12 protein-coding genes and 2 tRNA genes are annotated in these 14,129 nt (G+C 34.6%); 12 read left to right on the top strand and 2 right to left on the bottom strand.

Going from position 1 to position 14,129, the window contains the following annotated elements; all coding sequences use genetic code 11:
* The first annotated feature begins 160 nt into the window (after positions 1–160).
* Complete coding sequence (locus tag H593_RS0109715) at positions 161–2,539, top strand: TonB-dependent receptor (protein ID WP_028872280.1); 2,379 nt, start codon at positions 161–163, stop codon at positions 2,537–2,539.
* Positions 2,540–3,373: 834 nt separating this feature from the next.
* On the top strand, positions 3,374–3,826 hold the full coding sequence (locus tag H593_RS21520; protein ID WP_211224957.1) for a transposase: 453 nt from the start codon (positions 3,374–3,376) through the stop codon (positions 3,824–3,826).
* A gap of 477 nt (positions 3,827–4,303) precedes the next feature.
* Here H593_RS21520 and H593_RS0109700 read toward each other — a convergent pair.
* Both H593_RS0109700 and H593_RS0109695 read right to left on the bottom strand, forming a co-directional pair.
* A tRNA-Arg gene (locus tag H593_RS0109700) sits at positions 4,304–4,377 on the bottom strand.
* Between the two features lie 8 nt (positions 4,378–4,385).
* Positions 4,386–4,460: transfer RNA gene (locus H593_RS0109695), tRNA-Pro, on the bottom strand.
* Positions 4,461–4,582: 122 nt separating this feature from the next.
* Between H593_RS0109695 and H593_RS0109690 the strand changes: the two genes are divergently transcribed.
* The 10 genes from H593_RS0109690 to H593_RS0109645 all read left to right on the top strand — a co-directional run bounded on the left by H593_RS0109690 (position 4,583) and on the right by H593_RS0109645 (position 14,126).
* The gene (locus H593_RS0109690) at positions 4,583–5,689 is read left to right on the top strand and encodes a PQQ-dependent sugar dehydrogenase (protein WP_028872278.1); all 1,107 of its coding nucleotides are present in this window, start codon (positions 4,583–4,585) and stop codon (positions 5,687–5,689) included.
* On the top strand, positions 5,686–6,138 hold the full coding sequence (locus H593_RS0109685; protein ID WP_028872277.1) for a c-type cytochrome: 453 nt from the start codon (positions 5,686–5,688) through the stop codon (positions 6,136–6,138). Before H593_RS0109690 ends, H593_RS0109685 begins: the two co-directional genes overlap by 4 nt.
* 51 nt (positions 6,139–6,189) lie before the next feature.
* A complete protein-coding gene (gene udk / locus H593_RS0109680) occupies positions 6,190–6,798 on the top strand; it encodes a uridine kinase (RefSeq protein WP_028872276.1) in 609 nt (202 codons plus the stop codon).
* Positions 6,799–6,800: 2 nt separating this feature from the next.
* Positions 6,801–7,103, top strand: a complete 303-nt coding sequence (locus H593_RS0109675) for an FtsB family cell division protein (RefSeq protein WP_028872275.1) — start codon at positions 6,801–6,803, stop codon at positions 7,101–7,103.
* Positions 7,096–8,457 (top strand): methylmalonyl-CoA mutase subunit beta, encoded by a 1,362-nt coding sequence (locus tag H593_RS0109670; protein ID WP_028872274.1) that lies wholly within the window; start codon positions 7,096–7,098, stop codon positions 8,455–8,457. The genes H593_RS0109675 and H593_RS0109670 overlap by 8 nt, the downstream gene beginning before the upstream one ends.
* 11 nt (positions 8,458–8,468) lie before the next feature.
* Entirely contained in the window at positions 8,469–9,125 is a 657-nt protein-coding gene (locus tag H593_RS0109665) for a hypothetical protein (RefSeq protein WP_028872273.1), read from the top strand.
* Between the two features lie 5 nt (positions 9,126–9,130).
* On the top strand, positions 9,131–11,251 hold the full coding sequence (gene scpA / locus H593_RS0109660; RefSeq protein ID WP_028872272.1) for a methylmalonyl-CoA mutase: 2,121 nt from the start codon (positions 9,131–9,133) through the stop codon (positions 11,249–11,251).
* Positions 11,252–11,876: 625 nt separating this feature from the next.
* Complete coding sequence (locus H593_RS0109655) at positions 11,877–12,641, top strand: ParA family protein (RefSeq protein ID WP_028872271.1); 765 nt, start codon at positions 11,877–11,879, stop codon at positions 12,639–12,641.
* Positions 12,641–13,540, top strand: a complete 900-nt coding sequence (locus H593_RS0109650) for a ParB/RepB/Spo0J family partition protein (RefSeq protein ID WP_028872270.1) — start codon at positions 12,641–12,643, stop codon at positions 13,538–13,540. The genes H593_RS0109655 and H593_RS0109650 overlap by 1 nt, the downstream gene beginning before the upstream one ends.
* Positions 13,530–14,126: a DUF5683 domain-containing protein gene (locus H593_RS0109645; RefSeq protein ID WP_028872269.1), complete on the top strand. Its 597-nt coding sequence runs from the start codon at positions 13,530–13,532 to the stop codon at positions 14,124–14,126. The genes H593_RS0109650 and H593_RS0109645 overlap by 11 nt, the downstream gene beginning before the upstream one ends.
* Positions 14,127–14,129 lie beyond the last annotated feature (3 nt).

The following is a 14,129-nucleotide window of genomic DNA, read 5'->3' as shown; positions in this document are numbered from 1 at the left end:
GAAATCTTTAGTTCAGTTGATTTTTTGTTAAAATAAACACAAGAACTTTATTAAAAGGGTAATTCTACAATCCAAATCAAAAAAGTTACACTTCATAATTATTGTCTTTATTATAGCATAGAAACTTCGGAGATTTGAAAAAAATAAAAATAAAAAAATAATGAAATTAATTAAGTTTTTAGCATTGATGATATGCGCTGTATCATTTGCACAATCAGGAGTCATTAAAGGACGTATTTTAGATAAACAATCAGAACTTCCCTTGATGGGAGCTAGTGTAGAACTATTGGGGTCTGAAACACCTAGAGGTGTAATTACAGACTTTGACGGGTATTTTACATTAACTGAGATCCCTGTAGGTAGAAAAGCCATAAGAGTAAGTTACATTGGCTATGAAACCAATACAATTCCAGATATTGAGGTGAGTACAGGAAAAGATGTAGATATTACTGTTGCACTAATCGAGTCTTATGCCAAACTTGATGCTGTGGTACTCACTAGCAGTACAAACAAAATAAAATCTTTAAATAAATTTTCGGCAGTCTCAGCACGTCAATTTGGTGTAAAAGAAGTTGGAAGATATGCTGGTGGAAGAAGTGATGTTGCACGATTGGTAAGTAATTTTGCAGGTGTAGCTTCACCAGATGATAGTCGTAATGATATCGTAGTTCGTGGTAATTCTCCTACGGGGCTTTTATGGCGCGTAGAAGGTATTCCTATTCCAAGTCCCAATCATTTTTCGGCCTTAGGTACTACAGGAAGCCCAGTATCTGCATTAAACCCCAATCTTCTTAAAAATTCAGACTTTATAACCTCTGCATTCCCTGCCGAATATGGTAATGCAATTGGAGGTGTTTTTGATTTGGGTTTTAGAAATGGAAATAAAGATGAGTATGAGTATTCTTTTCAGATGGGAGCATTCACTGGTTTAGAAGCAACGGCAGAAGGGCCTTTGAATAGAAAAAATAACGGCTCGTTTTTGGTGGCTGCAAGATACTCGCTTATCGGACTTATAGGAGGAGCAGGTACAAGCGATACACCTAATTATAGTGATATTTCATTTAATCTTAATTTAGGAAAAAGTAAACTTGGTACGTTCTCTATATTTGGAATCATGGGTACATCAAGCATCGATTTAATTGGTGAGGATTTTGATGAAGAGGACCTTTTTTCAGCAGAAGATGAAAACTCTTATGTGTCTTCTAACATTGGTGTTTTAGGAGCTAAGCATTTACTGAGCATTGGCGAAAAATCGTATTTAAAAACAGTCATTGCAGGCGCATCCAATAGCAGCGATTTTGAAGAAGACCGTATTATTGATTTGAATACCGATAATGAAAGGATTATAAGATTTGCAGAAAATAACAATGAAGAAACTAGATTAACATTTTCAACATTATTCAATACTAAAATCAACAATAAATTAACCCTTAGAACAGGGGTATTATTAGAGAATTTCTCAGCAGATTTAGATAGAAAACAGAGAGATGAACAAGAAGATTTAAACGATGATGGAGATCCTGATTTAGTAACCATTAGAAGTATTAACGGTAGTTATAATGTATTTCAACCCTACATTCAAACGAAATACAGATTGACTGAAAAATTGACCCTAAATACAGGAATACATGCCATGTATAGTGATCTTAATAAACAGTTTGTTGTAGAACCAAGAGCATCTATGTCTTATAGAATACACCCTAAACATACAATAAATTTAGGGTACGGTCTTCATCATCAAAATATAGCCACACCATTATTATTTCTAAATGAAGAAGTAAATGGAGTGATCACAAACCCTAATGAAAATTTGGATTTTGTGAGAAGTCAGCACTATGTTTTAGGCTATGATGTTAAAATTGCACCTAACTGGAGAGCAAAAATAGAAACCTATTATCAAAAAATAGATAATGCTGCTATAGACGAATCCCCATCTAGTTATTCTTCGTTAACTGAAGGAGCAGACTTCACCTTTTCATCGGATAATACAGATTTAGTTAGTTCAGGAACTGGAGAAAACATAGGACTGGAACTAACCTTAGAAAAATCATTTAGCAAAGGATATCATGCCATGATAACAAGTTCTTTGTTTGAGAGCACCTATAAAGCTAGTGATGGCATCGAACGAAGCACCCCTTTTAATAGTGGTTACATCGTTAATTTTTTAGCAGGAAAAGAGTTTAAATTTGGAGAGAATAAGAAAAATATTTTTTCTATCGATGCTCGTTTTGTGACCTCAGGAGGAAATCGTTTTACTCCTGTTAATTTATTAGCTTCGCAGAATGAAGGGTCCGAAATTTTACAAGATGATTTAGCGTTTAGTGAGCAATATGAAGATTACCTGAGACTAGATTTAAAATTTGGAGTAACGTTTAATAGTAATAAGAAAAAAACATCTCATAAATTTTACATAGACTTCCAAAACCTTACCGATAGAGATAATGTTTTTGTTAGAAGATATAATAGAGGTACTAGTAACGTTGAACAAATAAATCAAATTGGCTTTTTCCCTGATTTTGGTTATCGCTTTCAATTTTAAAAACTTTAGTGTCCGATTAAACATATTTAAAAGCGGGATTTCTTAAAAATATTTCCCGCTTTATAGTACTTTGGTTTTGCTACAAAACCAAGGCTATGAATAAAAGCACTCACTTTAGCGTACAGCACATAATAAAGCAGTTATTAAACTTGATTCCTGCAAAAATAATTAGTCGGACAGCTGAATCCTTTGACAGTGATCGCTACTAAAAGACCTGTAAAACCCACGAACATCTAGTTCCCATACTATACGGTGTATGAAGTGGTGTGAGTTCACTTCGAGAGCTATCAACAGTGATGCTTGCGTGTGAGGGCAAACTCAGTCATCTCAACCTTAAAAGTTTTCCAAAGTGAAGTACATTATCCGATGCCAATGCAAATCGCAATAGAGAAGTCTTTGCAAGTAGCTATTATACACTACTGGGTAAGTTTGCAAAAGATTTATCGGACAGTAGCTCGCTTCGTTTGCCTATTAAACCTCTCAAAATAGTTGATTCTACCACCATCAGTCTATTTGATAATATTTTGAAAGGTGTCGAGCGTAACACTATAAATGGTAAAAAGAAAGGTGTATTAAAATACATACAATGACCAACGCAATGGAAGACGTTCCTTGTCTGTTACGTTTCAGTAGCGTGTCCACGCATGACCGTACATTTCTTAAAGAACTCGACTTAAAGAAAGGGTCATTTGTTGTTTTGATAAAGCTTATGCTGATTATAAGCAATACTTTGAATGGACATGCCAAGACATTTATTTTGTGATACGTCAAAAAGAGAACGCCTTCTATAAAAGCATATCCGAGTTTGACCCACAGCAAGGTACGTGAGACAATATACTTAAGGATGAGACTATAACCGTAGAGAAAAATGGACAGACCATAGAACTACGCCGCATAGCCTATTGGGATGGCATAAAGAAAAAGATATATGGATTCATATCAAACTACTTTCTTTTGAGTCCGGAAAAAATATGTGATATCTACAAGTACAGATGGCAGATTGAAATGATATTCAAGAGACTAAAGCAGAACTTTCTACTGAAATACTTCTTGGGAGACAACCAGAACACCTTAGAGATACAGATATGTGATGGACTGACCTTACAGTTATTGATGATTGTAGTACAAAAACAGGTGAAAAATAACAGGGCATACTCAAATATGATCTCGATGGTAAGATTACACCTAATGAGCTATATTGAACTGTTCAGTTTTATGGAAAACCCAACTCAAAAGTGGGATGATCTAACCAATAAACCACCAGATATTCAGTTGAATCTTTTCTGATAGACACCATGCTATTTTAAAACAGAAAATAGTAACCTAAATATAAGCGATACAATAGCAAAAAGCTAAATGTTGTATTTTTGTCGGACACTAATATTTTAAAAACTTAAAAAATGTACAAGTAGGGTATTTCATTTTTCAAACAATTTATAGACCTAGAAGAAAAGGATATTCTTCTTATTAAAAAGTTGACAACAGTAAAACATTTTTCGAAAAATGAATTTATTTTAATACAGAGAAAGGTATGTGATTTTGTTGCCTTTATAAATAAAGGAGCGTTATACTAATTTGATTAAAGACAAACCAAAAGTGATACAGTCTATACCTCAATATATGATTGCATCTTATTTAGGCATTACTCCTAAGACTTTGAGTGGAATGCGAAGACGTTTAGGAAAAACTTAATGACTAAAACTATAACTGTTATAAGTATCTCTAAACAACAAAACCCAGCGTTACCGCTAGGTTTGTGAGTTGTGAGCCCTGCAGGATTCGAACCTGCGACCGCCTCCTTAGAAGGGAGGTGCTCTATCCAACTGAGCTAAGAGCCCTCAAAAAGTCGGGGTGGCAGGATTCGAACCTGCGGCCTCCACGTCCCAAACGTGGCGCGATAACCGGGCTACGCTACACCCCGAATTGGTTATCTCATACTTTGCGAATAATGATAAGTTCCCAAAATTTCGAGGTGCAAATATATGTATTTTCTTTAAAATTTGACAACTTTTATTACTAAATTTATACATAAAATTTTTTTTGATGAAATTTCTACTACAATCGGTATTCATTAGTGCTTTTCTAAGTTTTTTTGCTTGTGCACAAGACAAAAACCCAATTAACAACGAACATTCTTACGAACTCATTGTATCAGAATTAATTAACCCTTGGAGTTTTGTTTTTTTACCAGATGGATCTATGTTAATTAATGAAAAAGAAGGGCAGATTATTCACTTTGAAAACGGAATAAAAACGGATATAAAGGGAGTTCCTAAAGTTTATAATCGTGGCCAAGGTGGATTGCTTGATATAAAATTACATCCTAAGTATGAAGACAATCCTTGGGTTTACCTCACCTACTCGTCTTCTGAAGGTGAAGAGAAAGGTGGTCATACAGCTTTAATGCGTGCAAAACTTAGTAAAGATTCTTTAGTAGAAACACAAGTACTCTATAAAGCAACTCCAAATACTACAAAAGGCCAGCATTTTGGTTCTAGAATTGTATTTGATGATGATGGATATTTGTTTTTTACAATCGGAGAACGTGGTAATCGAGATGAAAATCCGCAAGATTTAACGCGAGACGGTGGTAAAGTATATCGCTTAAATGATGATGGAACCATCCCAAATAATAATCCGTTTATTGCTGTTGAAAACGCAAAAACTGCAATTTATTCTTATGGGCATCGAAATCCACAAGGGATGGTAATTCATCCCAAAACTAGAGAGATTTGGACGCATGAGCATGGCCCTAAAGGTGGAGATGAAATTAATATTATAAAACCGGGTAAAAACTACGGTTGGCCCATAATTACTTACGGTATAAATTATATTGGAACAAAAATCACTGATGAGACCAGCAAACCAGGAATGGAAGACCCTTTACATTATTGGACGCCTTCCATCGCTCCAAGCGGAATGGAGTTTATCTCTAGCGATAAATACCCAGGCTGGGACTACAATCTATTAGTTGGGTCTTTGAAGTTTCAGTATTTAGATAATTGCTATATAAAAGATGGCAAAGTTGTTAAGGAAGAGCGCCTATTAAATGGATTAGGTCGCGTGAGATCAATAAACCAAGGACCTGACGGCTATATTTATGTTGGCATAGAAAATTTAGGAATCGTAAAACTTATTAAAACAAAATGATGAGAATAACATATATCATAATAGCACTTCTACTGGTGTCTTGCAATTCTTCGGAAAAAAAGGAAGAGCTGTCAAAAGTTACTATTTCCGAAGAAAAAATCACGGTACAAAACTCTGCTCTTAAAGAAAGCATGACTCGTGGGGAAACTGTTTACTCTAATTTTTGCATAACTTGTCATTTACCTAATGGTAAGGGTGTGGCTAAAATATTTCCGCCTTTAGCAAAGTCTGACTACTTGATGACTAAACGTAGGGCTAGTATAAAGGCTATTAAATATGGTCAGTCTGGAGAAATTATTGTTAATGGTCAAAAATATAATAATGTGATGTCTCCACTAGGGTTGGAAGACGATGAAATTGCAGATGTTATGAACTATATTACAAATAGTTGGGGTAATTCTAACGATAAATTAATAACTGAAAGTGAAGTTTCTAAAATTGAACCTTGATATTATATCATAATTACTAAATTTGCTCTATTAAAAATAGTCTATAAAAATATGCTTATTATTGGAATTGCAGGTGGAACGGGTTGTGGAAAAACAACAGTTGTAAATCAAATACTTAACGAATTACCTGAAGGTGAAGTTGGTATAATCTCTCAAGACTCGTATTATATGGACACTTCACATTTGAGATACGATGAACGGGTGAAAATTAATTTTGATCACCCAAGGTCTATCGATTTTGAATTACTTGAGAAGCATCTAAGAGAATTAAAGGCTGGCAATTTCATAGATCAACCAGTCTATTCATTTGTAAAGCATAATCGTACTGGAGATACAATTAAAACGAACCCTAGAAAAGTAATGATTGTTGAAGGTATTTTAATACTTACAAATCCCGAGTTACGTAAAATGTTTGATATTAAAATTTTTGTTCATGCAGATAGTGATGAACGTTTAATTAGACGTTTAAAGCGCGATATAACCGAGCGTGGACGAGATATAGATGAAGTGTTAACACGTTATCAAACAACCTTAAAACCCATGCATCAACAGTTTATTGAACCAATGAAAGAGTATGCAGATATTATTATACCAAACAATAAGTACAACACAGTAGCTGTAAATATAGTGAAGACCATTATCAACGAAAAACTCAATTAACGATCAAAAAGTTTAGAAACATATTTGTCATTGTATTTGCCATTTTCGCCGTATGGATGCTTTTTTTTGATTCAAACTCATTATTGATTCATCAAGAACTTAATGAAGATATTACTGATCTTGAGGACGAAAAAGACTATTACAGAAATGAAATACAAAAAGATGATAAGGCCATTAAAGAATTAAGTACCGAAGAAGGCATTGAGAAAATGGCTCGAGAGAAATACTACATGAAGAAGGAAAATGAAGACATTTATATTATCGAATATGAAGACAGTCTAAAATTAAAAAGGAAGGATGAGTAAAATACTATTCAACAATTTTAAAGAGGTGTCCTCTAAACAGTGGAAACAAAAAATCCAAGTTGATTTAAAAGGGGTAGATTATAATGATACACTAATTTGGTATACAACCGAAGGTATTGACGTAAAACCATTTTATCATGCCGATGAGTTTGAGCAAAAATTTAAACCGTCAAATACAAAAGCTAGTGAGTTTAAGATTTGTCAGTCCATTTTTGTTGCTCATGTAGAAAAATCTAATGCCAAGGCTATAGATGCCATTTCTAGAGGAGCAGAGACTATAGAATTTATTATTCCTACGGAAGATGTTTCAACTAAAGACCTTCTAAAAGGCATAGACCACGCTTCTACTCCAATTAATTTTAAGTTGCTTTTTTTATCTTCGGAATATGTAAAATCCATTCCAACAGATCATAACATAACAATCCAAACCGATATTATTGGTCATCTTGCAAAAACAGGAAATTGGTTTAAAAATATTAAAGACGACCATGAACAATTTGAAGCTATCGTAAAATTGACCCATTCATTTTGTGTTCATAACAGTTTGTATCAAAATGCTGGAGCAACAATGGTACAGCAACTAGCTTACGCATTAGCGCATACCAATGAGTATTTTAATTATTTAGATCCTATTTTAAGTGAAACTGATAAAAAAAATGTGACGTTGACGTTTCAGGTATCGGTTGGAACTAATTATTTTTTTGAAATCGCAAAACTAAGAGCGTTACGTGAACTCTATCAATCGCTTTCTAATGAATATGGTTTTAATACTAATTGTGAAATTAGTGTAACGCCAACGAAACGTAACAAAACCATCTATGATTACAATACTAATATGTTGCGCACAACAACAGAGTGTATGAGTGCAATATTAGGTGGTGCCTCTAGCATAACAAACTTAGCTTACGACAGCCTTTATCATAAAGACAACGAATTTGGAGAGCGTATAGCAAGAAACCAATTACTTGTTTTAAAAGAAGAAAGCTACTTTGATAAGGTTGACAATCCTGCAGATGGTGCTTATTATATTGAATCTTTAACCACTCAATTATGCGATAAAGCTTTAGAATTATTTAAAGATATTGAAGCAAATGGAGGGTTTCTATCACAACTGAAAATAGGCACTATCCAGAAAAAAATAAAAGAAAGTGCGACTAAAGAGCAAAACCTTTTTGATTCTGGTGACACTGTTTTATTGGGTACAAATAAATACCCTAATCCTAAAGATAGAATGAAAGCCAATTTAGAAATATATCCTTTCGTAAAAACGAATCCAATTAAGACATTAATAGAACCCATTATAGAAAAGCGTCTAGCCGAAACATTAGAGCAAGACCGATTAAAAAACGAATAAATAATACAATCATGACATATAAATTAGTACTACTAGCCTTATGCTTATGCCTATTTAACTGTAAAGAAGAGGCAAAAACAGAAACAAAAGTAGTAGATTTTGATTACAAATTTCCAAGTGTACAAAAGCTTGTTGACTGTGAAGGCGTTGACCATGCTTTATTCCAAGAAGCTATGCAATCTTTTGAAGAAGACATTGCGAATTTCTATACTCCAGAGCAACCTGTCATGTCCCGTGCATACAGTCTGTTTGTGAGTCAGGCAATTTCTAATAAAGCAGATTACTCAGCAATGGTTTCAGATCATTCTAAAACAGTACTAGAAGCTTTAAAACAAGATAAAACGCTCTGGATCACAAACCCAGATGGTAGTAAAGTAAATTTTAATCATCCTATATTTGATTGCATTGGTAATCAAATTAAAGATGAGCCTTTGCGTAAGACATTCAAGGCCTTGATAGACACAAACAGCATGAGTTTAAGGATGTTTAGTGGTCAACTAAGACGTCAAACATTTGGAATGAAAGATGACAAATATTTAGCAACATATGTAGCTTTAGAATTATTCTACGGAAAATTTTATGACAGCGATTTAAGTGCTGATGTATCAAAAAAGGCTGACACTCCAATAGAAAACGAACATTCAGAAAATGATGGTCATAACCATTAATATTTATGCGCAAAAACATACAACATATAACTATAAAGTCAGCTCCTACAGATCCCAAGTCAACATCTAAAACGACTTTTAAAACGGCAGAAAATATTGATATAAAATCCTCATATTCAAAGGAAGACATTTTAAATTTAGAGCATTTAAATTTTGTTGCAGGTATTGCACCACACCTTCGTGGACCTTATTCTACGATGTATGTTCGCAGACCTTGGACAATTCGTCAGTATGCAGGTTTTTCTACTGCCGAAGATAGTAATGCCTTCTACAGAAGAAATCTTGCTGCTGGTCAAAAAGGATTATCTGTTGCGTTTGATTTAGCAACTCATCGAGGTTATGATTCAGATCATGAACGTGTTGTAGGTGATGTTGGTAAGGCTGGAGTAGCTATAGATTCGGTTGAGGATATGAAAATTCTCTTTGACCAGATTCCACTAGATAAAATGTCAGTGTCGATGACTATGAATGGTGCTGTTTTACCAATTATGGCGTTTTATATTGTTGCTGCAGAAGAACAAGGCGTTGATCCAGTTCTTTTAGCTGGAACAATTCAAAACGATATCCTTAAGGAGTTTATGGTGAGAAACACATACATCTATCCTCCTTCACCTTCTATGAAGATTATCTCAGATATTTTTGAATATACGAGTAAGAATATGCCAAAATTCAATAGTATTAGTATTTCAGGATATCACATGCAAGAAGCTGGTGCAACTGGCGATATTGAACTGGCGTATACCTTAGCTGACGGACTTGAGTACATTAAAAAAGGATTAGAGGCAGGCATGGATATCGATACCTTTGCTCCTAGATTATCTTTCTTTTGGGCTATCGGAATGAACCATTTTATGGAGATTGCTAAAATGCGTGCAGCAAGAATGTTGTGGGCCAAATTAGTGAGTCAGTTTAATCCTAAAAACGAAAAATCATTAGCATTGCGAACGCATAGTCAAACTTCAGGCTGGAGTTTAACCGAACAAGACCCCTTTAATAATGTAGCTAGAACAACAATCGAAGCTACTGCTGCTGCTTTTGGTGGCACACAGAGTTTGCATACAAATGCTTTAGATGAGGCCATTGCATTGCCTACAGATTTTTCTGCACGTATCGCAAGAAACACACAAATATTTTTGCAAGAAGAAACAGGCATAACTAAAACAGTTGATCCTTGGGCTGGAAGTTACTACGTTGAAAAACTAACCCATGACATTGCTCAAAAAGCCTGGTCTTTAATTGAAGAAGTTGAAGAGCTTGGCGGAATGACCAAAGCCATAGAGGCAGGAATTCCTAAGCTAAGAATTGAGGAAGCTGCAGCTAGAAAACAAGCACGAATAGATTCTAATCAAGATGTCATTGTTGGCGTCAACAAATATCGATTAAAAGAAGAAGATCCTATATCTACTTTAGAAGTGGATGATCAAACTGTTAGAATCGGGCAAATTAAACGCCTAGAACACATAAAATCAACAAGAAACTCAGGCGCTGTTAGTGATGCACTTTTAAAATTAACTAAAGCTGCTCGCTCAGGACAAGAGAATTTATTAGCTTTAGCAGTAACTGCAGCGAAAGAACGTGCCACTTTAGGAGAAATTAGTGATGCTCTTGAAGACGTATTTGGACGCTACAAAGCACAAATAAAAACATTTTCGGGAGTGTATAGTAAAGAAATTAAAGACGACAAAAGCTTTAAAAAAGCAAGAGAGCTTGCAGACCAATTTGCAGAACAAGATGGTCGAAGACCTCGTATAATGATTGCTAAAATGGGACAAGACGGTCATGATCGTGGTGCAAAGGTTGTCGCTACTGGTTATGCAGATGTTGGCTTTGATGTTGATATTGGCCCCTTATTTCAAACACCCAAAGAAGCTGCTAAACAAGCCGTAGAGAATGATGTTCATATTCTAGGCGTATCATCCTTAGCTGCAGGACATAAGACATTAGTACCTCAAGTCATAGAAGAACTTAGAAACTATGGTCGTGAAGACATCATGGTGATTGTTGGAGGTGTCATCCCAAAGCAAGATTATCAATATTTATTTGATGCTGGAGCGGTTGCTGTTTTTGGACCTGGAACTAAAATTAGTGATGCGGCGATTAAAATTTTAGAGATATTAATTGATTAGTTATCCAATGAATGCATCAATACCTGCGAGAAGGTAATGCACTCGCTTTATTTGTAAAACCCTCTGCTGTTTTTATGAGATTACTCATGTTTGTTTTGAGCTTCTCACTATTAATTTTGCCTATTGGAGGAATGATAAATTATCATTTCTGAAGGAAAAGGAATCCATGTAGGCTATTTTATGACTATTTTCGTCTTTGGCTTAATGGGTTTTTATATATTATGAATTGCGCTTTGGAATACCTATGGTAGAGAGGAAATTATAATATATAAAAATAATTGCTCTTATGCCGCAAACTACGGTTGGTTTAAAGATGGGATAAAAACTAAGTATTTCAATGCCATTAGTTTTGCAAAAAAACCAACTGGTCATATTGAAGATAATACGTATACACTTATAATTAAGGACGTTGACACATAAAATGATATGATGTATGTCACAAAAATGCCAAAAGAATAATTAGAAAAATTAATTCCTGAATTAAAATTGAACATTCAATTCTTGTTCAATTTCAAAGTCAAAATTTGAAGAACTATTAACAACTTCAATTTTCAAAACTCACAAATAATCGTATTTTTACGTCGGGGATATTTTAAATCTCTATGTCATAAAACCAAATCAATTAATGGGTAAGATCATTGCAATTGCCAATCAAAAAGGAGGTGTTGGTAAAACAACAACTTCTGTGAATTTAGCAGCATCGCTAGGGGTTCTAGAAAAGAAAGTATTACTTATAGACGCAGATCCTCAGGCCAATGCTTCATCTGGTCTTGGTATTAATGTAGAACATGTTGAAGTTGGCACCTATCAATTATTAGAACATACCGCCACTGCAGAACAATGTATCATTGCAGCAAATTCACCAAACGTAGATATTATTCCATCTCATATTGATCTTGTCGCGATTGAAATAGAACTTGTAGATAAAGAGGAACGCGAATACATGCTTAAAAAAGCAATTACGCACCTAAAATCATCGTATGATTATATTTTAATTGACTGTGCGCCTTCTCTTGGATTACTTACCTTAAACGCTTTAACTGCAGCCGATTCTGTAATTATTCCTATTCAATGTGAATATTTTGCATTAGAAGGCCTTGGTAAACTTTTGAATACTGTAAAAAGTGTTCAAAAAATCCATAATAAAGATTTAGATATTGAAGGGATGTTATTAACCATGTTTGATCAACGTTTACGTTTATCTAATCAAGTGGTAGAAGAAGTTCAAAAACATTTTAGCGATATGGTGTTTGATACCATCATTCAAAGAAATGTACGATTAGGAGAAGCTCCTAGTTATGGAGAAAGTATCATCAAATATGATGTTAGCAGTAAAGGCGCCACAAATTATTTAAGTTTGGCTAAAGAAATCATAAAGAAAAACGCATAATGGCGAAGGCAACAAAAAAACAAGCACTTGGTAGAGGTTTATCAGCATTGTTGAAAGACCCTTCTAATGACATACAGTCTGCTCAAGACAAAAACGCTGATACCATTATTGGTAACATCGTAGAATTAGATTTAGGTACTATAGACCTCAATCCATTTCAACCACGTACCAATTTCAATGAAGAAACGCTAAGAGAACTAGCCTCTTCTATTAAAGAACTTGGTGTCATACAACCCATTACAGTACGTAAATTAGAATTCAACAAATTTCAATTGGTATCTGGTGAGCGACGTTTTAGAGCATCGAAACTCATTGGGTTAACTACAATTCCTGCCTATATAAGAATTGCTAATGACCAAGAGTCGTTAGAAATGGCATTAGTAGAAAACATTCAACGCCAAGATTTAGATCCTATAGAGATTGCACTCTCTTATCAGCGTTTAATTGATGAAATTGCTTTAACTCAAGAGCAAATGAGCGAGCGTGTTGGTAAAAAACGGTCAACAATTGCAAACTACCTGCGTTTATTAAAGTTAGATCCTATCATTCAAACTGGGATGCGTGACGGATTCATTTCAATGGGTCATGGACGAGCTATGGTCAATATTGAGGACCCGAATAACCAATTAGATATCTACGAGAAAATAATTGCAGATAAATTATCGGTTAGAGCAACAGAACAACTGGTTAAGAATTACCAGAATCCGTTAGCTAAAAAAGCGACCGAAGCTCAAGAGCTACCTAAATTTGTTAAAAAAGGCATAAAGGAATTTTCAGAATACTTTGGGCATAAAATTGGCGTTAAATTGTCAAAGAATGGTAAGGGACAAATAACAATTCCGTTTCATTCTGAAGAAGATTTTAACCGTATAAAAAAACTAGTTGAAAGTGCTAAATAAATTGGTCTATAGCAGTCTTTTCTTTCTCTTTTTCAGTAGCATAACATTTGCACAGGACGACAAAAAAGCTGAAGACGTAGATACAGGCTTAATGGTTGTTCAAGATACTATTAAAACTAAAAGACGAGCTTTCGATGTACTGGCACCGTCAAAAGCGGCCTTCTACTCTGCTATTTTACCCGGTTTGGGTCAAGCTTACAATAAAAAATATTGGAAGGTTCCTTTGGTCTATGCTGCTATTGGTATTCCTACCTATCTATTCATTACCAATGATCGAGATTTAGGCTTATATCGTGATGAATATAAAAGACGTTTGGCAGGATTTGATCAAAGTAGGGACGGTGCACCTTATCCCAATGTTTCAAACGATGGTCTAATACGTGCTCAACAACAATTGAGGCGCAACAAAGAATTAGCCTTACTTATAGCTATTGGTATGTATGCCTTAAATATTGTAGATGCCAACGTTGATGCACATCTATTGCAATTTAATGTGGACCAAGATTTATCATTGCGTCCACATTTTAAGTACAATGAAATGGAAAACAACACCAATTTAGGTCTAACTCTTAATTTCAAATTCTAAAGT

Origin of the sequence: Psychroserpens burtonensis DSM 12212, from assembly GCF_000425305.1 — a bacterium.
GTDB classification, from domain to species: domain Bacteria; phylum Bacteroidota; class Bacteroidia; order Flavobacteriales; family Flavobacteriaceae; genus Psychroserpens; species Psychroserpens burtonensis.
This window is presented reverse-complemented; position numbering and strand designations above follow the sequence as displayed.